The following is a 21,391-nucleotide window of genomic DNA, read 5'->3' as shown; positions in this document are numbered from 1 at the left end:
AGCTATGACAACAGTGTATTTAAATGGCGATTTTATTCCCGCCAACCAAGCAAAAATTTCGCCTATGGATAGAGGCTTTTTATTTGGTGATGGTATTTATGAGGTTATCCCCAGCTATAACGGCCGTTGCGTTGGTTTTACTCCGCATCTAGAGCGGATGCAAAACGGCTTAGCCTTACTTTCTATTGATGCCAAGTTAACGGCTAAAGACTGGCAACAGATAACCAATAAGCTAATTGCCGACAACAGAGCTGAATTAGGCGATAATTTAGGTATTTATTTACACGTCAGTCGTGGCACCGATACTAAACGCGGCCATGCTTTTCCCGCTAATATTACGCCAACGATCTTTGCTTTTGCCTTTGCTATTCCTGCACAACCTATCGCTGATAAAGCTAAAGCCGCCGCTTACCATGTAGTCACTGGACAAGACTTACGCTGGCAGCGTTGTAATATTAAATCGACGTCACTGCTAGGTAATGTGCTGCATTATCAGCAAGGGGCCGATCAAGGTGCTCAAGAAATACTGCTGTTTGATCAGCAAGGCAATTTAACCGAAGGTGCCTCTGTTAATGTCTTGATTATTAAAGATGGCGTTATTGCCACCCCGCCATTAAGCAACAAAATACTGCCTGGCATTACTCGGCAAATATTGTTAGCTATTTTAGCCAAGCATACTGATATAGAAATACAGCAACGCGAGATAAGCCAAGCCGAAGTATTAGCCGCAGATGAAATTTGGCTAACCAGTTCTAGTAAAGAAGTAGCACCAGTATTAACCGTCAACAACCAGCCTGTAGGTAACGGCCAAGTTGGCGATTTATGGCTAGTTGCCCAGCAGTTATTTAGCGCTCACAAATTTGATTACTGAGTAAATACTATTAAGCTGATTGAGCAAAATCGCTTTACCTGCTAAACATACTAGCAGGTCTAAAAAGCTGCCGCCCTGGCAGCTTTTTTATTACTTATTCAAACAAATTAATTTGCATCATGATATTATTTTGATACCTTTTTCATACATTTTTAGTCGGCGCCTATATGAAGCTACCTATTTTCTAGCGAAAGCCTTTACTGCTCTTGATAGCAGCATTAAGTATTTTAATGTTTTTTGTTTTATCACCACAGGTTAATGCAGATATGTTTAGTTGGTTTACAAAGACTGAGTTGGAGTTATCACCTGAGGTTAAGGGAATTGTCACATTGCATGGAAAACCTATTGCTGGTGCAAAAATCATTCGGACACTGACTTATAGCGATAAGAGGTTTATTGATGCGACTACTACCGATGAACAGGGCCATTTTCAATTGCCGGTTAAAGTAGTAAAGCTAAGAGTTTCATCAATGTTTGATACAGCTGTTACACAAAGTTTAGACGTTGAGCATAAAAATGAATTAATTAACATTTGGACTGCTGGTACAACTAATACACTGAATTACGATAGCATTCATAAATTATTATCTGACATGAAATGTGAGCTAACCTCTCCAGAGATGAGACTAGAAATCCCTAGGGCTACACCTCAATCTCCTCCTCTCGGCGTTGGAAGTTTATGTACTTTTAAACATGATAAAATCATTTTAGAAAAGGAATTATGGAAATAAGGGCATATTGTCCAGCTTTAGTTTTTCCGATATAGACTCCTTTTAAAACAGTTATTTGAACTTCTGCCGTAGTCATTCAACTTAATTAATTTACATTTACTTTCTATTTTGTTACCTTTTAAAAACATAAGCCATCAGGAGTTCACATGCGCCACTTTACTCTTTGGCTAAAGCCGTTGTTTTTACTCGCGATTGTTTTTAGCTCCATATTATTTATTGTTATATCACCACAGGTTAATGCAGATATGTTTAGTTGGTTTAAAAGGACAGAATTAGAGTTGTCCCCCGAGATAAATGGCACAATCAAGTTAAACGGTAAGCCGGTTGCCGGTGCAACGGTGCACAGGTATTTATCATATGGTGATAAAGATTTTAATGATAACATCACAACAGATATTGACGGCCGATTTAAGTTTCCAGTTAAGACAGTAAAAATCCGAGTTTCACCTATGTTTGACACTTGGGTATCACAACTTTTAATTGTTGAAAGTGCAAAGCAAAAAGTGAAGATTTGGTCAACAGGAGCGACCAATACACTTACCTATAACAGTGTGCATCAACTATTGTCTAGCTTGGACTGCGAGCTGACGTCGGCTGAAATGAAAATTGGCATACCAAGAACTAATCCTCTATCACCTCCACTTTGGCTAGTTAGCAACTGTAATTTTGAGCACGATAACATCATAATCGAAAAGGAATTGAATGAATGAACGAGCTGACTCCCCTCATGGCTGCATCTTTAGCAGATGCCGTCTACAAACTGAAAAAAAATGGTCAAGAAAAAGTATTTACTGATGCACTATCTCTTCTAGTTACAAAAAATTTCGATTTTGATTTAGCAAACCATCGCATTACTGGGGTGTCGGGCAGTATTGTTTCTAGACTGTTTAACCAAAAAACAGGCTTTGCTGCTATTGGTAAAGGCAAAGCTTCATATGCTGGAGATCATGTTGTCGCTATCCGCGGTACTGACGGATTAAAAGATATTATTACAGATTTACATATCGGTTTAACGGGTGGTGATAATAATTCATTAGTACATGCCGGTTTTAACAAAGTATTTCAAAGTATAAAACCAGCTTTAGAGCAAAGCCTTACCCCTTTGTTAGCAAGCAATGGGACTGGCACTGTACACTGTGTAGGTCACAGTTTGGGTGGAGCACTAGCACACATTACGGCAGATTGGGTTAAGCGAAGATATAAAAATCGTGTTTGCCTATATACTTTTGGCTCGCCCAGAGTTGGTTTAGATGGTTTTTCTATAAAAACAACAGGGAACATTGATAAAATTTTTCGCTGTACCCATGCTAGTGATCCCATACCGTTAATTCCACTATGGCCCTTTATGCATGCGCCTTATAAATCTCCAGAAATTTTACTAAACTCTGCACCTGGCTTACGCGCTTCAGGCCATAGCATGGGAGCTAATGGCACGCCAGGTTATTTAAATACTGCAAACAGCAATAGTTGGGATTCATTACAAAGCCAGTCTACTGAATTATTTAAGGAAACTGAACTTAGATACCCTGATCGGCATCAAGTTAGTTTCACTTCCTACTGGGCACACCGCATAAATAATGCTTTGATTACACTACTGAAAAAAGCGGGTATGCTGCCATTAATATACGCTCAGGCTAAAATTGGTACCTATCTTACGTTTTATGACATGCTGGCATCGACTATTGAAAAAATAGCTAAACTACCAGGTGACAATTTCCCCGCTCAAACATTAGGGCTTTTAGGCCATATGTTAGTATTTGCAGGTAAAGGTGCAGTTAAAGTAGTTGATTTATCTTATCAATTTATTCGCTGGGTATTTGAGGTTACGGTAGGCGCCTTAATGCGTATGGCAAGGCAAGCCTTAGAAAGCATTAATTAAAGAAATATATGACACCACTTCGCCTTGCTTTAATCAGTATTATTATTGGTGCTTCACCCGTTTTAATCGCATTATTGGGGTCATTACTTGCTAATGTGCTTAATTGTGAGCAAAAAAGCGGTGGTGTCAGTTCTTGCTATGTGTTTGGTAAGGACATTAGTGGTGTGCTGTATGCCATGATGATGGCGCATTGGTTATTTATTTTTACTGGTGGTATTGCGGTATTTGGTATTATCGCTAGCTTGTTGTGGGCTTATATTAGTTTTAAATGGGCCATGATTATTATTTTTGCCCCTTTTACTTTTGGCTTAGTAGCAGCAGCGCTTTCTTATCTGCCAATACTGACAGGCTTTCGTGCAGTAGATATTGAACTGAGCCCTAATATAACCGGTATTTTAACCGATAATGGTGAGCCTGTAGAGGGAGCTATATTAGTTCGTCAACTAGAGTATGGTACTTACGCAGATCACACTACTATAACCGATGAAAATGGCCAATTCAGTTTTCCTGCTCATAGCATCCGCTCATTTCGGCCTGGTTGGTTTGCTGAGCGTAGAAAGCCAACTTTAGCTAAACATGGTATTTTTATGCGCAAAGACAATGAGCATATCAATTTATTCTCATGGCAAAGCCATTATACATTGCTACAACATCCTATTAGTGAGGTTTTAAGCCACTTACACTGCGAGCTAGCAAAAGAGCCTGAGCAATATGCAACTGATAGCACTGTTGAACCTTTATACGTTTCCGCTTTATGTAACCTACCAGCTGAATATAATTCTAGATATAACTAGGGGTTAGTGCCTTTTCTACTATTTTTAAGTCCGTGCGTGATTATTTAGAATATTGTAGTATGTTTATAAATACATATTCTAAATTTAATAAGGTTCCTTGTGACATTAAAGCTTAATCCGCTTTTTGGCTTGTTTTTATTAATCTTACTAACGCTAACTAGCCTTAGCCAAGCGCAAGAGGTTAATTTAGCTGCTCCCGAACAAACTGTTTTACGTATAGGTGTTAAAGAAGCACCGCCTTTTGTTATGTATGACGGTACGGAATACAGCGGCTTATCTATTGATTTATGGTAAGAAATTGCCGATGAACATGGCTGGAAGTTTAAATATCAACCTTATAGTTTAACCGAACTGCTAGATGCTGCATCTAGCGGTAAAGTTACTGCCTCTATTACTAGTGCTTTAACCGTTGGCCAACTTAGCAATAAACTAAGTAGTGCCAATGATTTAAAAGGTATGAATATCGCCAGCTTAAGCGGTAGCTCTAGCGCTAATTGGTTAGAAGGTCGCAAATTAAACTACAATAAAGCCGAAAATTTAAGCCAAGCCTTACAGCAACTTAAAGATGGCAAGGTAGATGCGGTTATTTATGATGAGCCTTTATTGCGCTGGACCATTAAGCAAGAGTTTTCAGGTAAGCTACAAGTATTACCTATCACCTTAGCTCGGCAAGATTATGTGTTTATTTTGCCTGATAACAGCCCTATACGAGAGCAAATTAATGCTAGCTTATTAAGTAGAATTAATTCACCCAATTGGCCACAGCGCGTGAGTAATTACTTTGATGGCAATTAACCCATCAACCTAATAAGCTACAGGCTGCGGTTATATTTTAATCTGGATATTCAAGCCTAGACTTTAAAAATATAACCGCGCCGATAACACTGATACATAATGCAATACGACAACACTAGAAAGCTTAATGCATAAGCCAATGAGCCGTTATAATTGCCAAAAGCCGGCTGATAAAGGCTGTTAAATAACCAACTATGTAAAGAGCTACCACCAACATTTATCATGCCTAACACTCGCGCCATTACCCCCGCGAACATAAAAAATAAAATGGCGTTAGCACCGAACACAATAAAGGGTGCAGACCATAATCGGTAGCGTTTGATATCACACAACCAAAGACAAGCCGCCAGCGCTAAGGCGCAATAGCCACTACTTAATAACACAAAGCTGGGAGTCCACAGGTTTTTGTTAATAGGCAAACCAAAATGCCACAGCTCGGCTAACCAGACAGCCACTACACCGAATAATGCCAAACCTCGTACTTTAGCCACTAGGTTGCGCTCTGTTTGCAGCCACTGACCAATAAGTAAACCACTAATACAACTTACAATAGCCGGTAAACTTGACCAAAGTCCTTCGGGATCAAAAGCAAAAGGTGTCGCTTTACTAAAATGCACGTGTGCAGCGCCTAACACGGTATGATCAAGCCAAGCAGCAAAGCTATTACCGTACTCAAATAAGCCTACAAACTCGCGGCCATATACCGATTGATAGGGTAGTTTATACATAGCCAGTAAATAAATAATGGTTAAGCTAGCCGCTGCAATAATTCTGCCTCTAGTCGCACAATATAAAGCGATAATTAAACTAATAAAATAAACAACCGCTATACGTTGTAGCACACCAAAGATTCGCAGTGTCTGCAGCTTTTGTTCTAGATAACTATAATTAGGATCACGAAAATTATAGTAAAACAGCACTAAAAACAGCCCCAAAATATACAACTTAGCACTGCGGACTAGGCCTTGGTTTAAGAGCTGTCTTTTAGGTGAAAGTGTTTTTTTAGCTAAGCTCAGTTGAATTGATATGCCCACTATAACGATAAAAAATGGGAAAATAAGATCGGTTAATGTCCAACCATGCCACTGGGCATGTTGCAGTGGCGCATAAACATAACGCCAACTACCTGGATTATTCACTAAGATCATCGCCGTTATGGTTAAGCCACGTAATACATCTAAGGCCAACATCCGCTCTGGCGGTAACTGAGCCATGATCTGCTGACAGTGCTGCTTAAAAGCGCGCAACATATTACAGTGAACTCGGCTTAACGGTGACAGGGAGTTGCCCAACGGCATTAATTTGCCCTAACAAGACTTGTGCTAAGGCTTGGTAACTTGCATTACCCCCAGCCATATTAGTGGGATCTTCAGCTGTATTATAAGCATAGGTTGCTAATACCCACTCTGCTGTATGACCATATTCACTAATATCATAAGGCGCGCGTAAGCTTATATAAACATGCGTTTTTTTAGCCGCAGTAATCTGTGGTAATAAAGCTTCAAACCGTGATTTTTGGCGCTGATAAGCCGCTGATACATTACGAATATTGGCCATATCATCCATGCCACCAATCTCGGCTAGGCTTTGCATCGGCGAAATAAAACCACTAATAACGACATCTGCTACAGCAATTTTTTCAGCTGCCCGACTGATATCTGGCTGCAGCAAGCTTAGGGTCTCTATTTTAAGCGCTGTCGGGCTATAATGGTGCAAGCTTGCTTTTAATGCCGCCGCTTTGGCCTGATCCGGCATAATGACTAAAATATTCTGCTTTTTATTTAGCAGTTTAGGGTTGGCTGTCGCAGGCTTAACTTGGCTAATAGCCGCTTGAGCCAAGGCTAACTCTGTTGCTCTGTGCTCTGGGCTACCTAAGGCCTTTAGTGCTTGTTGCACCTGCTCAGAAATAGAGTTTGCTTTAGGTAATAAAGGATATTGCTGCTTTAAACGAATAATACGCTGATAAGACGCGGTTAACTCCGCTTGTGGAATAACATTTTTACTTACCGCTTGGCTTAACTCATCTAATAAAGCCCCTAAAGCGGTAAGCTCTGCTGGCTGCTGCAATTTAACTGGCATTAAGGCAATATCAGCTCCGGCAGCAAAGGTTTGAATAACCGCCTCTGACTGACTAAAAAACTGGCTGATCCCCGCCATATCTAGCGCATCTGTGACGATAACCCCCTGATAAGCTAATTCTTGACGCAATACATCATGTAATATTTTGCGTGATAAGGTCGCAGGCTTAATCATTTCCTCGCCGCTTTTAGCCACAAAGGTACTATTATCTAAGGCTGGAAATTGGATATGCGCCGTCATCACCATGCCGGGGCTATGCTGCTGAAAAATATGTTTATAAGGATATAAGTCAACTTTTCGAATTTGCTTTGCATCATGTTTGACTACCGGTAAACCAAAATGGCTATCAACCGAAGTATCACCATGGCCTGGGAAATGCTTTAACGCCGCTATCATACCTTGTTGTTGCATGGCTTCTGTCATAGCCGCACCTAGCTCGGCTACTTGCTGCGGGCTTTCTGAAAAAGCCCGAACATTAATCACCGGGTTATCTGGGTTGACATTAACATCCACAGTAGGCGCAAAATTGACATTAATACCCAGCGGCAGTAATTCAGCAGCAAACACCTTGCCTACCTCAGAAGCAAAATAAGTGCCCTGCTGCGGATAAGTTGCCCCTATGGCCATATTGCCACTAAAAGAGGTCGCTAAGGCCCGAGGTAAACGTGCTACGCGACCGCCCTCTTGGTCAATAGCTATAAAAAGCGGTTGCTTAAGCTTAGACTCAGCAGCAGCCTGCTGTAAGTCTCGGTTTAAACGCACAATTTGCTCTACATCCGCTAGATTCTCAGCGAATAAAATAATACCGCCAATATCATAGTCGCGGATTAATTGTGCTAGCTCGGCAGGTAAGGTTGTCATGGCGGTTTTACAGCTGCCTTTAGCTTGCGGCTTTACCGATGGGCAATAATAACGCAAATCTAACATCAGCTTTTGCCCTAGCATTTGCTTAATGCTCGCTGGTGGGATTTTTGCGGCAGCTAAGCTTTGCTGACTGTTGTTTAAGCCCTGTTTATTCACCATAGTGTTCGCCAATAAGTTGCTGCTTAACAAAGCACAGACTGTTGCTATTGTTGTTAATAATGGTAGTAAAAATGAGGCTTGGCATAATTTATTAACTCCAATACGCAATATGGCCACCTTGGCTTCCTATAATGTTAAAAAGCACTTGCTAGAAAATAACTATCTTAACCTAATCTAATGAATACTTTACTCTAATATTGGCCATTATGATAAAGTTAAGCTCTAAAACGCAGGAGGTTATTATGTGGATTTTAGCCTTAGATGGCGGTGGTAGTAAAACCTTAGCTCGACTAACCAATCTAGAAACAGGCCAACAATGGCAGCAACAAGCAGGTCCAGCATCGTTAACTAATGATTTTGACCTAGCAATGGCCAATATTAATCAATTAATCAGTCAGTTGTGCCAAGTATCTGGGGCTTTACCTAGCCAAATAACAGCGGTGATGGGATTGGCCGGTGCTGCTAATCCACAGCAACATCAGCAAGCTGAAACAGCTTTAGCACCGTTATTTCTACAGTTATTAATTACCACTGATGCCCGCACTTCTTTATATGGCGCCAACTTAGGTCAACCAATAGCTATGGTCGCTATTGGTACTGGCTCTGTTGCTATGCGCTTACAAAGTGACGGTCAAGAGCATCAAGTTGGCGGTTGGGGCTTTAATATTGCAGACGAAGCAAGCGGCGCTTGGTTAGGTAAAATGGCAATGCGTAAATTGTTGTGGCAAGTTGACAGTAAAACTGGTGTGCAAAGCCCGCTATTACAAGCCATTGCCGATAAGACCGCTGCAACACCTGCGTCATTATTAACTTGGTTAAAATCTGCAACGCCAGCTGACTATGCCTTATTAGCCCCTTTAGTGTTTGAATATCAAAATCAATGTGCTATTGCCCAGCAATTGCTAATAGAGCACGGGCAAGCTCTAAGTAAGCTAATTTACGCAGTACGCGAAGACACTAACTTGCCAGTAATGCTACTAGGCGGTTTGGCCAGTGTTAGCAAGCCATTGTTAAGAAGTTCAGAACAAGCTTTATTACAGCCTGCTAAAGGTGACTCGGTTGAAGGCGCTCATATTTTAGCTTGCCAATTATATTATCGACCAACTTTTAATCGAGATTTACCATGACTAAGCTAGGGCAAGATATCTTATTGCAGCAACTTGAAGCTATGGCTTCAGAATCACGACACCCTGATACTTGGGATCTAGATCAGCTGTCTAGTTTAGAGATTGTCGAAAAAATTAATCAACAAGATCAAACTATTGCCACTGCTGTTGCCACTTGCTTGCCACAAATAGCCCAAGTAGTTGATAAAATTGTTACGGTCTTTCGCCAAGGCGGCCGCTTAATTTATATTGGCGCCGGCACCAGTGGCCGTTTAGGGATCTTAGACGCAGTGGAATGCCCGCCTACTTTTAGTGTGCCAGCTACACAAGTGATTGGTTTAATCGCCGGCGGTGATAAAGCCATCTATAAAGCGGTAGAAGGTGCTGAAGATAATCTTGATTTAGCCAAAGCAGATTTAGAGCAAATTAACTTTAGCCACAACGATATTTTAATTGGCATCGCAGCTAGTGGCCGCACGCCTTATGTCTTAGGTGGTTTAGATTATGCCCGCACTGTAGGCGCAACTACAGCAGCAATAAGCTGTAATGCTAAAGCGCCTATTTTAAGCAAAGCCGATTATGCCATTTGTGCCGTTGTCGGGCCTGAAGTAGTGACAGGCTCAACCCGAATGAAGGCAGGTACAGCGCAAAAGATGATTTTAAATATGCTAAGCACAGCAGCTATGATTCGCAGCGGTAAGGTTTATCAAAATTTAATGGTCGACTTACACGCCAGCAATGAAAAACTGCAGGCTCGCGCTGTGCGCATTGTGATGCAAGCTACTGAATGTAGCCCAGATATAGCTCGCGCCGCTTTAACCGCCGCCAATAACAGCGCAAAATTAGCCATCTTGCATATTTTAACCGGAGACACTATTGAGCAATGCCAGCACAAGTTGCAGCAAAATTCCGGCTCAATTCGGCAAACCTTAATGGCTGCTAAGTCATGAACTTAGCTAAATTATTGGCAACAGCTAGCCAAGGTGCGCTACTGCTACTTGTGCTGTTAATTAGTGCTTGTAGCCAAGCATTGCCGGTTGATAGCGTAAAAAAACAAGCAGCTAGCACAGAGCTAACTATAGGCGCGGCTCAACTCGATCTTTACTTGCCATTATTAGCTAACAAAAGAGTCGGTTTACTGGTTAACCAAACTGCAACTGTCAACGATCTGCACCTAGTGGATTTATTGCTGCAACAGAATATCAATATAGAGACTATTTTCGCGCCAGAGCACGGCTTTAGAGGTAATTATGATGCAGGCGCTCAGGTTAATAACAGCATAGATAGCAAAACCGGGCTGAAAATTGTCTCGTTATACGGCGCCAACAAAGCGCCTACGCCAACACAATTAGCCAATATTGATGTGTTAGTTTTTGATATTCAAGATGTCGGCGTGCGCTATTACACTTATATCAGCTCGTTACATTACTTTATGCAAGCGGCCGCGACAGCTAAGATTCCATTACTCGTGCTAGACAGGCCAAACCCTAATGCAGCCTTTATAGATGGCCCAGTGTTAGATTTAGCCTATCAATCCTTTGTTGGCATGCACCCTATTCCTTTATTGCACGGCATGACAGTAGGCGAGTTAGCCTTAATGATAAAAGGTGAAGCCTGGATTGAGCAAGCCGATAACCTACAGCTAACGGTAATCCCGCTTGCCAATTATCGCCGTGATATGGCCTATTCATTACCCGTTAAACCCAGCCCCAATTTACCTAATGATCAAGCCATAGCGCTGTACCCCTCGCTTGGTTTTTTTGAGGCTACGCCGTTAAGTATCGGCCGTGGCACTGATTTCCCTTTTCAGGTTATTGGCTACGACAAATTTAGTTTAGCTAACTTTTGTTTTACGCCCGTCTCTACACCGGGTGCAGCTTTAACTCCGCCTTTAATGAATACACAGGTTTTAGGCCAAGATTTACGCCAAGTTCACAGCCAAGGTTTGAATTTAAGTTATCTTATTAATTGGTATCAGTTGTTTAAACAGCATAATGCGGTATTTTTTAGCTCAGAGAGCTTTATGGATAAACTAGCTGGAACTAATAAACTTCGTTTACAAATTGAGCAAGGCTTAAGCGAAAAACAGATCCGCCAAAGCTGGCAAGCCGAATTAAGCCAATTTAAACAACAGCGCCAGCCTTATCTTTTGTATCTATAAGTAAAGTTACACTTAACACTTATTTATACACTTAATATGATTAAATACTGCTAGTTTAACTAATTGCGCTACAATAATTTCTTATAGTAAGCTATTGGACTGATAGCTGATTATTAACTGGAGTAATGAATGAGTATAAATGTTTTAGCTATTTGCGGTAGTTTACGCGCCAAGTCAACTAACCATGGTTTGGTACGTTATGCCCAAGCTCATGCCCCTGAAGGGATGAAAATCCATGTAGCCGATTTAATTGACGTGCCTTTTTATAATGCTGATTTAGCTGAAAAGCCAGCAGCAGTGCAAACTTTGCTACAGCAAATTAGCCAAGCCGATGCTCTGATCTTTGCCTGTCCAGAATATAATTACTCTATAGCGCCAGCATTAAAGAACGCTTTAGACTGGGCATCAAGAGAGCCAGATAATCATATGCTAACCGGTAAAGCTGTAGCTATTATGGGTTCAGGCGGTGGCATGGGCACCTCTCGTGCTCAATATCACTTACGCCAAGTTTGTGTCTTTTTAAACCTCTATCCGCTAAACCAGCCAGAAGTATTCGCTAATGCATTTAGTGGTAGTTTTGATAATAACGGCGACTTAATAGACGAAAGGCTCCAAGGCCTTGTTACTAAGCAATTAGACGCTTTATTAAGTTGGCACCAACAGTTAAATCGTTAGTATTTTAAGCATCAGCAACCTGCTTTATAGAGATATAAACCTTTTTTAAACTATTTAGCTACATAAAACCTCACGGTTATAGTCTAGCTGGTTAGGTTAACTAACCAGCTAAGATAATAATAAGCAGTTGCAATTAATTCACTATCGCGTAGCTGTTAGCACTGCCGCCATAATATTCATCATGGTAAAACAACCTATTTCATACTAGTATTCTAGCCTTTACAATAATTAATATAATAATAAAAACAGGAGGCCACTTTGGCTGATTGGCTTACCTTAGTGCCAGCATTGGTTGCTATAGCTGTTGTACTGTGGCGTAAAGAAGTTATTTTGGCACTGTTGCTGTCGCTTTGTTGTTCCGAGTTATTAATCTTTATTTTTAGCGGAGCCGCTGTTACACCAGAGCTTGTTGTACATGGCAGTATTAATACCCTAGAGCGTATTGTCGCCGTCACTGCCAATGCTGACAACGCTAGAATATTAATGTTTTCATTATTAGTCGGTGGCCTATTAGCTTATATGCGTGATTCTGGTGGCGTTTCAGCTACTGTAGAAATGTTAGTGCGTAAAGGCATAGCTAAAACGCCTAGACAAGCCGGCTTGCTCACCTTTTTTATTAGCTCTGTTACTTTTATTGAGTCAAACCTAAGCTCACTCACTGCAGGTATTAGTTCTCGAGGCCTATTTGACAAATTCAACATGAGCCGGGCTAGATTAGCTTATATTATTGACAGTACTAGCGCGCCTATTTGCATTATTATTTTGCTTAATGGCTGGGGGGCTTATATTTTAGGCTTATTAAGTAATTATTCTTTAGGTGATAACGCTGTATCGGTGATTATTGGCACTATTCCTTTAAATTTTTATGCTCTATTTACATTAACTGCTGTGCTTTACACTGTTATTACAGGCAAAGTACATGGCCCCTTGCGCCGTGCTGAACAAAAAATGCAAAGCCAAGTGCAACATACCGAAATTGATATTCCAGCTTCTCACCCTTCTTTTATGCTAGTGCCATTATTTACTTTAGTTGCCGCTATGCTCGGCTTTATGTTACTGACAGGTGAAGGTAAGTTAGTTGCTGGCTCCGGTGCCAAATCCGTATTATACGCTACTACCCTTGCCTGTTTAGTTGCTTATAGCATGATGTTAATTAGTCGTCGTTTTAAACACCAGCAATTAGTTGATATTGGTTTTAAAGGTATGAGTGAACTCCTACCTTTAGTCACTATAGTACTGCTGTCTTTATCTTTAGGTAGCAGCTTAAAACTCTTAGGCACTGGCACCTTTATCGCTTCAATTGTGAATGAAAACTTACCTTTAGTCTTAATTCCCGCGCTACTATTTCTGGCGGGTAGCTTAATATCTGTTACTACTGGCACTAGCTGGGGCACTTTTGCCATTTTAATCCCTATAGGTATGCCTATGGTGGAGCTGCTTGGCTTACCGCCATCTTTAGTGCTAGCCGCTATTTTAAGTGGTGGCGTTTTTGGCGATCATTGCTCCCCCATTTCCGATAGTACGGCTGTCAGCTCAGTGGCTTCTGGTTGCGATTTATTAGAGCACGTTAAAACGCAACTTCCTTATGCTTTAGTTTGTGGCGTACTGGCCTTAACAGCCTTTTTAATCGCTGGAGTACTAATGATATGAGGCCATTTTTAACTCTGACTAAACTGGCGCTATTCTCTGCGGCCCTAGCTAGCAGTGCAAGTGCTGGTAGCCCACCCATTCCTACTAATTTTGTTGATGTAACCAGTTTAGCACCGTCCATTCAAGTTCATATGGCGTACTTCACAACCAACAATTTTGTCGGCACCGTTGTCGATGGCTATAAAGCCAATAAATGTTATTTACACCTTGATGCGGCACAAGCTTTAGCTAACGCACAACAGGCGGCTATGCGGCAAGGTTATAGCTTATGGCTATATGATTGTTATCGACCACAACGGGCAGTAGATCACTTTATGCGCTGGGCAGCCGATCTAGCAGATACTCAAACTCAAGCTGAGTTTTATCCTAATTTAGCTAAAAACACTTTAGTTGGCGATTATATTGCACAAAAATCGGGGCATAGCCGTGGCAGCACTGTTGATTTAACCTTAGCTAAAAAAGATCCATCAGGCCAATGGCAAGTCCTTGATACCGGCAGCCCCTTTGATTTATTTGATCCTATTTCTAATGTAGGGGCCAGCGGTATTTCTGCTAAACAAGAAGCTAATCGACAGCTATTATTAGAGCTTATGACAAAAGCTGGTTTTAAAGTTTATAGCATGGAATGGTGGCACTTTACCCATCAACCACCAGCTTATACAGAAACCTATTTTGACTTTGTTGTGCAATAAGCAAAGCCCCTAGTATAAGTGCCTGCAAGGTGTATTTATGCTAAGCTATGTAAATAAAATTTTGTCTGATTGGAGCATGGCCTAAGCAATGGCAAGACGTACTAAAGCAGATGCAGAAGGCACTCGTGCCGCTATTTTGGATGCGGCAGAATCTTTGTTTTATCAACATGGCGTATCCCAAACTACCTTAGCGAAAATTGCTCAACAAGCTAATGTGACTCGTGGCGCGATTTATTGGCACTTTGAAAATAAAGCTGATTTATTTAATGCCATGCTAGAGCGTGTTCGGTTGCCCTTTCAGCACTTATTAGCTGATATTAATAAAGATGAAACCAGTGATCCTTTCACGCAAATTAGACAGCTAATGATCAATTGCTTACGTTTAGTCGCCAATAGCGAACAGCATCATCGCGTTTTGACCATTGTATTTCATCGTTGTGAATATATAGACGAGCTTAATCCGGTTGTCACTAAACAAGATGAGCTAGATACCAGAGCAATAGCTGTATTAGAACAAGCTTTTAACCGTGCCGAGCAAGCTGGTTTATTACGTGAAGATGTTTGCCCGCGCTTAGCTGCTTTATCTTTGCACATGTATATCGGTGGTATTATTAGTCACTTTTTACTTAAACCATTACACTGCGATCTTAGTTCTGATGCTCCGGCACTTGTAGATACTATGCTGTTAGGATTAAAAAAGCCGGCTAGTTAGTTATTACCAGCCGGCTTTTAGTACACTTATTACTTAGTATTATTTCTAATTACAGCTACTTAGTCTCTGCATGCTCTTTGTCAAAGATTTTCATAATGACCAAATAGAACACTGGCACTAAAAATATAGCTAATACTGTTGCCGTAATCATACCGCCTAACACACCAGTACCTATAGCATTGCGACTTGCCGAGCCGGCACCAGAACTAATCACTAAAGGTAATACCCCTAACGAAAATGCCATTGATGTCATAATAATAGGCCGTAAACGTAATCTTACTGCTTCTAAAATAGCCTCAATAATACCTTTTCCTTGTTGCTGCAGTTCACGAGCAAATTCAACGATTAAGATAGCGTTTTTAGATGCTAAGCCCATAGTCGTTAACAAACCAACTTGGAAATACACATCGTTTTCTAAACCGCGTATAAAAGTTGCCGCTAATGCACCCACTATACCTAGTGGCACCACTAAAATAACCGCAAACGGAATAGACCAACTTTCATATAAAGCCGCTAAACATAAAAACACTACTAAGATAGACAGGGCATACAATGCCGGCGCTTGTGAGCCTGATTGCTTCTCCTGATACGAGGTGCTAGTCCACTCAAAGTCGATACCATCGGGTAAATTAGCAATTAACTGCTCCATTTTTAGCATAGCATCCCCCGAACTTATCCCAGGAGCTGGTTCACCTTGAATTTCCATCGCCGATACACCGTTATAACGTTCTAACCTTTGTGGGCCATACACCCAGCGGCTGCTAGCAAAAGAGGCAAAATTAACCATATCACCCGCTTTGTTGCGTACATACCAGTTATTAATATCTTCAGGTTTCATCCGGAATTTAGCATCTGCCTGGACAAAGACTTTTTTCACCCGACCGCGGTCTACAAAGTCATTGACGTAATTAGATCCCCAACCAATAGATAAAGTTTGGTTAATATCTGCTGGTGAAACCCCTAACGCTTGAGCTTTTAATTGATCAATATCTACCTGTAACTGTGCGGCATCTTCCATACCATTTGGCCTAACACCCATCAAAGTAGGCTCTTGAGCAGCCATGCCTAATAATTGATTACGAGCATTTAATAAAGCTTCATGGCCTAAACCAGCTCGATCTTGTAAAAACAAGGTGAAACCAGTGGCATTACCCAAAGCAGCAATAGGCGGCAAGTTAAAGGCAAAAATTTGCGCTTCTTTTACCGTACTAAAGTAACCCATGGCACGGCCAATTACCGCATTAACACTTTGACTTGCATCTCGCTCATCCCAATCTTTTAAGCGAACAAAGGCTAAACCAACGTTTTGACCTTGACCACTAAAACTAAAACCGGACACAGTAAACGCAGACTCAACCGCTTCTTCACCTTTATAATAATTAGCAATCTTAGTCATTACCGCTTCGGTACGCTCTTGGCTAGCGCCTGTTGGCAGCTGAACCATAGTAATAAAAATACCTTGGTCTTCTGACGGTAAAAACGATGAAGGTAAGCGCATAAACATCACTATCATGACAATAATAATTGCCCCGTATACCATCATTGAACGCACTGGCCTTTTCAGCATACCGGCCACACCGCGCTGATATTTATGGTTGGTGCTGTCAAAACCACGGTTAAACCAACCAAAGAAACCGCCTTTTTTTACATGGCCGTTTTTATTCTGCTTTAACATAGTGGCGCAAAGTGCTGGGGTAAAAATAATGGCAACTAATACTGACAAGGCCATTGCCGAAACAATAGTGATAGAGAATTGCTTATAAATAGCACCTGTTGCTCCGCCAAAAAAGGCCATAGGTACAAACACAGCCGACAGCACTAAACCTATACCAATTAAAGCACCAGTAATTTGCCCCATTGACTTACGGGTTGCTTCTACCGCTGATAAGCCTTCTTCGGTCATTACCCGTTCAACGTTTTCTACTACTACTATCGCATCATCAACTAACAAACCTATAGATAACACCATGCCAAACATGGTTAAGGTATTAATGGTAAAACCAAAAGCCGCCATAATGCCAAAGGTACCTAGTAAAACAACTGGCACCGCTAAAGTCGGGATTAAAGTTGCTCTAAAGTTTTGTAAGAATAAATACATCACTAAAAATACTAGAATGATGGCTTCTATTAATGTTTGTACTACTGAGCTAATGGAAATTTCAACAAAGGGTGTTGTATCGTAAGGAATAACAGTAGTAACACCTTCAGGAAAGTAAGGACTTAATTCTGCGATACGTTGTTTTACTGCAGCAGCAGTATCTAGCGCATTGGCCCCTGTAGCAAGCTCAATAGCAATACCTGTTGCAATATTGCCATTATACCTAGCTTTAACCGAGTAATTTTCACCACCAAGCTCTACTCTAGCGACATCGGCTAAACGTACTAAAGAGCCATCTTGATTAACTCGTAGTAAAATATTACTAAACTCTTCCACTGAGGTTAAACGGGTTTGCGCTAATATTGCCGCATTATATTGCTGGCCTTCTAAAGCTGGTGCACCACCAAGCTGGCCCGCTGTTACTTGGTTATTTTGCACTCGAATAGCTGCGGTAACATCTGACGGCGTCATGTTAAATTGGTTTAGCTTATTAGCATCTAACCAAATACGCATGGCATATTGGCTACCAAATACCACTACATTACCCACGCCTTCGGTCCGGCTTAACGGATCTTTAATATTAGCTACAACGTAATCAGCAATATCTTCACGGCTCATTTTCTCATTATGCGAGATAAAGCCTACTACCATTAAAAAGCTACCGTTTGATTTAGCGACTCGCACCCCTTGTTGCTGCACTTCTTGTGGTAATAAAGGTAAAGCTTGCTGCAACTTATTTTGCACTTGAACCTGAGCTATGTCGCCATCGGTACCAGTTTCAAAAGTTAAGGTTATAGATACATTACCTAAAGAGTCGGTATTGGCTGACATATACATTAAGTTATCTAAGCCGTTCATGGCTTGCTCAATAACTTGAGTAACCGCATCTTCAGCTGTTTGCGCCGAGGCACCACGGTAGCTAGCACTAATAGTAACGGCTGGCGGGGCTATACTTGGATATTGTTCAATAGGTAATTGTTTAATCGATAACAAGCCTGCCAGCATAATAACAATAGCTATTACCCAAGCAAAAATGGGGCGATTAATAAAGAAATTGGCCATCTGCTACTCCCTTTACTGCGTAGCAGTGTTAGTAGAATTGTTACTTGCACTCACAGCACGCACAGTTGCACCAGGCCGCACTTTTTGTAAGCCTGAAATAATAACACGCTCACCTGCTTGCACACCGCCTTCGGCCACCCAATTACCCTTAGTGCTTTGGCCTAATTGAACTAGCCTTGATTCAACTTGATTGTTAGCTGTTACTATCATCACCATAGCATCACCTTTAGGTGTGCGACTAATAGCGGCTTGCGGCACTAAAATCGCATTATCATTAGTACCATGATTTAACACAGCACGAACAAACATACCTGGCAATAAATCTGCTTCGCTATTATCGAACACAGCGCGTAAAGTCACCATACCAGTGCTAGGATCAACATTTACTTCAGAAAACTCTAAGCTACCTTGATGGCCATACTTAGAACCATCATCTAATATTAAATCGACACTGACTTGCTGTTTATCTTGTGCAGTTAATTGCCGCTTTAGCTTCAATAGCTCAGTGCTTGATTGGGTTAAATCCACATAAATAGGGTTCAACTGTCGAATAGTCGCTAAACCTTGAGCTTGATTAGCCGTTAATAAAGCACCTTCTGTCACTGCTGAACGCCCAATACGACCACTTATTGGCGCTTTAATTTCGGTATAATCAAGGTTAATTTGCGCAGTTTGTAATGCTGCTTCTGCACTAGCTACCGCGGCATCAGCTTGCATCATTAAAGCATTAGCATCATCAAAGTCTTGCTGACTCACTACTTTACTGTCTAGCAACCCTTTAATCCGCTTGGCCTTATTATTAGCATTTAATTGCCCTGCTTTAGCGCTAGCTAAATTAGCTTTAGCACTAGCTAGTGCGGCTTGGTATGTAGCGGCATCTATTTGATATAATACTTGCCCTACTTCAACTTGCTGACCTTCACGAAATAAGCGTTGTTGTAAAATACCGCTTACTTGAGGTCGAATTTCAGCCTGACGAAACTCTATAGTTCTACCTGGTAGCTCAGTCTTTAAGCCAACACTAGCGGTAGCTAAAGTAATCACTTCCACCTCAGGCACGGGTTGCTGAGCTTGAGCCTGCTCTGGCTCACTACAGGCTAGTAGTACTAGGCTAACTGCAGCTGTGGCTAGTAATTTCAGCTTTAATGTCATAAAAAATTCCTTTAGAAAACTGCCGATAACACAATTAAAAAATAGTCGATATATCTCGGCATAGTAATGCCCTGCAATATACATACATGCTTGTATGTTATCAAGGTAAGATCCGCTTAATTTACAGCTAAAAGCGTTAAATGTCGGTAGCCATTTTAAGCCAGAAGCCAAGCCCACCTAACTAGCATTATTATAGGCGCTGATAATAAAGATGCTGCCATCTTATATTGTAAAATTTAACACACTATATATACTGTATAAAACAACAGCAAGCTAAGTGATTTAGCTCATTACAGTATAGTGCTCTGCTAGATAGTACTCTGCTAGCTTTCGTTAATCTGTAGGATTAAATATGCAATCTATTCAGTGGAATACAGACTTTATTATTATTTTAGCTATGACATGCTTTGTAGCTTCCGCACTTAGTTGCCTACTAACTTATTTATTAAATCAGCGTCGTGTAGCCGTATTGCAAGCTAAGTTACAAGATAACGCCATTAGCTTCAGTCGATTAGAACAGCAATTAATTGCCGCTCATACCAGCCAGCAAGATATTGAGCAGCGGTTGCAATTAGCACTAAACAGTAACGCTCAATTACAGCAGCAATTAAGTCATGAAGGTAAAAAAGCTCAGATGTTTGAAACTGCTACGCAACAAGCTAAAGAGTACATCACTGAACTTAAAAGCCAATCTGAGCAGCAACAACTTAAGTTAACCAACTTACAGGCTGAGCACCTACAGCTGACAAAGCTTCATGCCGAACTCAATACTTCATTACAGCAACGCGAGCGCCACTTTGAACAGCAATTAGCACAACTAGCCGATAACAAACAAGTATTAAGTAAAGAATTTGAGAATTTAGCCAATAAAATATTTGAAGAAAAGGGCAAAACTTTTACCGATACCAGCAAACACAGTATTGATATTATGTTAAAGCCATTTCGGGAACAAATTGACGCTTTTCAAAAACGAGTAAATGAAGTCCATGACTCAGCTACCCGTGGTAATGCTAATTTAAATGCTGAAATTAAAAAGATGCTCGATATAGGCATAAGTATGAGCACTGAAGCTAATAACTTAACCTCAGCGTTAAAAGGCGACTCACAACAACGCGGAGCTTGGGGGGAGGCCCAACTACAACGCACCTTAGAAATGAGTGGCTTAGTACAAGACGCTCACTTTTCGGTGCAAACTGGTTTTAAAGATAGTGAAGGCAAGCAAAAACAGACCGACTTCTTAATTAAGCTACCTGATAATAAACATATTATTATTGATAGCAAAGTATCATTAATTGCTTATGACCGCGCCATTGCAGCAGAAACTAATGAAGCTTACCAACTTGCTATGACTGAACATATTAAAGCCGTACGTCGGCACATAGATGATTTAGCTAGCAAGGATTACACTAACTTAATTGGCATGCACAGCCCTAGCTTTGTGTTAATGTTTATGCCCATTGAGCCCGCTTATATTGAAGCACTAAAACACAACAAAGACTTATTTGAATACGGCTATAAACAAAATATTGTTTTAGTGTCGCACACTACCCTTATTCCTATTTTACGCACCGTTTCAAATTTATGGATGATAGAGCGCAGTAACACTGAGGCACGTGAAATTAGTGAACGGGCAGCCGAAGTTTATAATCAAGTTTGCTTAGTGGCCGAGCGCTTACAAAAACTAGGTATTACCTTAAATACCGTTAGTAATCATTATAATAGTACTGTTACCGCCTTAGCAGGACAGCAAGGCTTATATGGCAAGGTAGATCGCTTTAGTCAGCTCTCGACAAAAGTAAGCAAAACTTTACCGCAACTAGAGACATCACATCGTGACTTTGAATCTGAACGCTTATCTATGATAATTGAACCTATTGCAGATAGCAGTGAAATAGAGCCTGGTTAATAATA

The 21,391-nt window shown here is 41.0% G+C and carries 19 protein-coding genes; 15 read left to right on the top strand and 4 right to left on the bottom strand.

Annotated elements, in window-relative coordinates; translation table 11 throughout:
- Positions 1-4: 4 nt before the first annotated feature.
- From RDV63_RS03585 to RDV63_RS03555, 7 genes are all read left to right on the top strand, one after another.
- Positions 5-871, top strand: coding sequence for an aminotransferase class IV (locus RDV63_RS03585; protein WP_313908134.1), 867 nt, complete (start codon positions 5-7; stop codon positions 869-871).
- A gap of 230 nt (positions 872-1,101) precedes the next feature.
- The gene (locus RDV63_RS03580) at positions 1,102-1,602 is read left to right on the top strand and encodes a carboxypeptidase-like regulatory domain-containing protein (RefSeq protein WP_313908133.1); all 501 of its coding nucleotides are present in this window, start codon (positions 1,102-1,104) and stop codon (positions 1,600-1,602) included.
- A gap of 146 nt (positions 1,603-1,748) precedes the next feature.
- Positions 1,749-2,312, top strand: coding sequence for a carboxypeptidase-like regulatory domain-containing protein (locus RDV63_RS03575; RefSeq protein ID WP_313908132.1), 564 nt, complete (start codon positions 1,749-1,751; stop codon positions 2,310-2,312).
- Positions 2,309-3,481: a lipase family protein gene (locus tag RDV63_RS03570; RefSeq protein ID WP_313908130.1), complete on the top strand. Its 1,173-nt coding sequence runs from the start codon at positions 2,309-2,311 to the stop codon at positions 3,479-3,481. Before RDV63_RS03575 ends, RDV63_RS03570 begins: the two co-directional genes overlap by 4 nt.
- An 8-nt stretch (positions 3,482-3,489) precedes the next feature.
- Positions 3,490-4,275, top strand: coding sequence for a carboxypeptidase-like regulatory domain-containing protein (locus tag RDV63_RS03565; protein ID WP_313908129.1), 786 nt, complete (start codon positions 3,490-3,492; stop codon positions 4,273-4,275).
- 99 nt (positions 4,276-4,374) lie between these two features.
- Entirely contained in the window at positions 4,375-4,569 is a 195-nt protein-coding gene (locus tag RDV63_RS03560) for a hypothetical protein (protein WP_313908128.1), read from the top strand.
- A 162-nt stretch (positions 4,570-4,731) separates the two neighbouring features.
- Positions 4,732-5,070, top strand: a complete 339-nt coding sequence (locus RDV63_RS03555; RefSeq protein WP_409934817.1) for a hypothetical protein — start codon at positions 4,732-4,734, stop codon at positions 5,068-5,070.
- Between the two features lie 56 nt (positions 5,071-5,126).
- Here the strand turns inward: RDV63_RS03555 and RDV63_RS03550 are convergent, their stop codons facing one another.
- Positions 5,127-6,368 (bottom strand): acyltransferase family protein, encoded by a 1,242-nt coding sequence (locus tag RDV63_RS03550; protein ID WP_313908127.1) that lies wholly within the window; start codon positions 6,366-6,368, stop codon positions 5,127-5,129.
- A complete protein-coding gene (nagZ, locus tag RDV63_RS03545) occupies positions 6,322-8,289 on the bottom strand; it encodes a beta-N-acetylhexosaminidase (RefSeq protein ID WP_313908126.1) in 1,968 nt (655 codons plus the stop codon). Before nagZ ends, RDV63_RS03550 begins: the two co-directional genes overlap by 47 nt.
- A gap of 125 nt (positions 8,290-8,414) precedes the next feature.
- Here nagZ and RDV63_RS03540 point away from each other — a divergent pair, with 125 nt between their 5' ends.
- The 7 genes from RDV63_RS03540 (at position 8,415) to RDV63_RS03510 (ending at position 15,168) form a co-directional block, all read left to right on the top strand.
- Positions 8,415-9,299 (top strand): BadF/BadG/BcrA/BcrD ATPase family protein, encoded by an 885-nt coding sequence (locus tag RDV63_RS03540; protein WP_313908125.1) that lies wholly within the window; start codon positions 8,415-8,417, stop codon positions 9,297-9,299.
- Positions 9,296-10,228, top strand: coding sequence for an N-acetylmuramic acid 6-phosphate etherase (murQ, locus tag RDV63_RS03535; RefSeq protein ID WP_313908124.1), 933 nt, complete (start codon positions 9,296-9,298; stop codon positions 10,226-10,228). The genes RDV63_RS03540 and murQ overlap by 4 nt, the downstream gene beginning before the upstream one ends.
- Positions 10,225-11,439 (top strand): DUF1343 domain-containing protein, encoded by a 1,215-nt coding sequence (locus RDV63_RS03530; protein WP_313908123.1) that lies wholly within the window; start codon positions 10,225-10,227, stop codon positions 11,437-11,439. The genes murQ and RDV63_RS03530 overlap by 4 nt, the downstream gene beginning before the upstream one ends.
- Positions 11,440-11,568: 129 nt before the next feature.
- Positions 11,569-12,114: an NADPH-dependent FMN reductase gene (locus tag RDV63_RS03525; RefSeq protein ID WP_313908122.1), complete on the top strand. Its 546-nt coding sequence runs from the start codon at positions 11,569-11,571 to the stop codon at positions 12,112-12,114.
- 258 nt (positions 12,115-12,372) lie between these two features.
- The gene (locus RDV63_RS03520) at positions 12,373-13,764 is read left to right on the top strand and encodes a Na+/H+ antiporter NhaC family protein (RefSeq protein WP_313908121.1); all 1,392 of its coding nucleotides are present in this window, start codon (positions 12,373-12,375) and stop codon (positions 13,762-13,764) included.
- A complete protein-coding gene (locus RDV63_RS03515; RefSeq protein WP_313908120.1) occupies positions 13,761-14,456 on the top strand; it encodes a M15 family metallopeptidase in 696 nt (231 codons plus the stop codon). The genes RDV63_RS03520 and RDV63_RS03515 overlap by 4 nt, the downstream gene beginning before the upstream one ends.
- Positions 14,457-14,544: 88 nt before the next feature.
- Positions 14,545-15,168, top strand: a complete 624-nt coding sequence (locus RDV63_RS03510) for a TetR family transcriptional regulator (protein WP_313908119.1) — start codon at positions 14,545-14,547, stop codon at positions 15,166-15,168.
- Between the two features lie 55 nt (positions 15,169-15,223).
- On the opposite strand, the gene RDV63_RS03505 is transcribed toward RDV63_RS03510, so the two are convergent.
- Both RDV63_RS03505 and RDV63_RS03500 read right to left on the bottom strand, forming a co-directional pair.
- Entirely contained in the window at positions 15,224-18,328 is a 3,105-nt protein-coding gene (locus RDV63_RS03505) for an efflux RND transporter permease subunit (RefSeq protein ID WP_313908118.1), read from the bottom strand.
- A gap of 12 nt (positions 18,329-18,340) precedes the next feature.
- Complete coding sequence (locus RDV63_RS03500; RefSeq protein ID WP_313908117.1) at positions 18,341-19,480, bottom strand: efflux RND transporter periplasmic adaptor subunit; 1,140 nt, start codon at positions 19,478-19,480, stop codon at positions 18,341-18,343.
- 352 nt (positions 19,481-19,832) lie between these two features.
- Between RDV63_RS03500 and rmuC the strand changes: the two genes are divergently transcribed.
- On the top strand, positions 19,833-21,386 hold the full coding sequence (rmuC, locus tag RDV63_RS03495) for a DNA recombination protein RmuC (protein ID WP_313908116.1): 1,554 nt from the start codon (positions 19,833-19,835) through the stop codon (positions 21,384-21,386).
- Positions 21,387-21,391: the final 5 nt, after the last annotated feature.

Origin of the sequence: Rheinheimera sp. MMS21-TC3, assembly GCF_032229285.1 — a bacterium.
Lineage (GTDB): Bacteria > Pseudomonadota > Gammaproteobacteria > Enterobacterales > Alteromonadaceae > Alishewanella.
Note: the sequence above shows the minus strand (reverse complement) of the source record. Positions and strands in the feature narration are given on the sequence as shown.

Excerpts from the sequence above, each read along its gene's own strand:
- RDV63_RS03585 (WP_313908134.1), top strand. The coding sequence starts at position 5 with ATGACAACAGTGTATTTAAATGGCGATTTTATTCCCGCCAACCAAGCA.
- RDV63_RS03580 (WP_313908133.1), top strand. The coding sequence starts at position 1,102 with ATGTTTTTTGTTTTATCACCACAGGTTAATGCAGATATGTTTAGTTGG.
- RDV63_RS03575 (WP_313908132.1), top strand. The coding sequence starts at position 1,749 with ATGCGCCACTTTACTCTTTGGCTAAAGCCGTTGTTTTTACTCGCGATT.
- RDV63_RS03570 (WP_313908130.1), top strand. The coding sequence starts at position 2,309 with ATGAACGAGCTGACTCCCCTCATGGCTGCATCTTTAGCAGATGCCGTC.
- RDV63_RS03565 (WP_313908129.1), top strand. The coding sequence starts at position 3,490 with ATGACACCACTTCGCCTTGCTTTAATCAGTATTATTATTGGTGCTTCA.
- RDV63_RS03555 (WP_409934817.1), top strand. The coding sequence starts at position 4,732 with ATGAATATCGCCAGCTTAAGCGGTAGCTCTAGCGCTAATTGGTTAGAA.
- RDV63_RS03550 (WP_313908127.1), bottom strand. The coding sequence starts at position 6,368 with ATGCCGTTGGGCAACTCCCTGTCACCGTTAAGCCGAGTTCACTGTAAT.
- RDV63_RS03540 (WP_313908125.1), top strand. The coding sequence starts at position 8,415 with ATGTGGATTTTAGCCTTAGATGGCGGTGGTAGTAAAACCTTAGCTCGA.
- murQ (WP_313908124.1), top strand. The coding sequence starts at position 9,296 with ATGACTAAGCTAGGGCAAGATATCTTATTGCAGCAACTTGAAGCTATG.
- RDV63_RS03530 (WP_313908123.1), top strand. The coding sequence starts at position 10,225 with ATGAACTTAGCTAAATTATTGGCAACAGCTAGCCAAGGTGCGCTACTG.
- RDV63_RS03525 (WP_313908122.1), top strand. The coding sequence starts at position 11,569 with ATGAGTATAAATGTTTTAGCTATTTGCGGTAGTTTACGCGCCAAGTCA.
- RDV63_RS03515 (WP_313908120.1), top strand. The coding sequence starts at position 13,761 with ATGAGGCCATTTTTAACTCTGACTAAACTGGCGCTATTCTCTGCGGCC.
- RDV63_RS03510 (WP_313908119.1), top strand. The coding sequence starts at position 14,545 with ATGGCAAGACGTACTAAAGCAGATGCAGAAGGCACTCGTGCCGCTATT.
- RDV63_RS03505 (WP_313908118.1), bottom strand. The coding sequence starts at position 18,328 with ATGGCCAATTTCTTTATTAATCGCCCCATTTTTGCTTGGGTAATAGCT.
- RDV63_RS03500 (WP_313908117.1), bottom strand. The coding sequence starts at position 19,480 with ATGACATTAAAGCTGAAATTACTAGCCACAGCTGCAGTTAGCCTAGTA.
- rmuC (WP_313908116.1), top strand. The coding sequence starts at position 19,833 with ATGCAATCTATTCAGTGGAATACAGACTTTATTATTATTTTAGCTATG.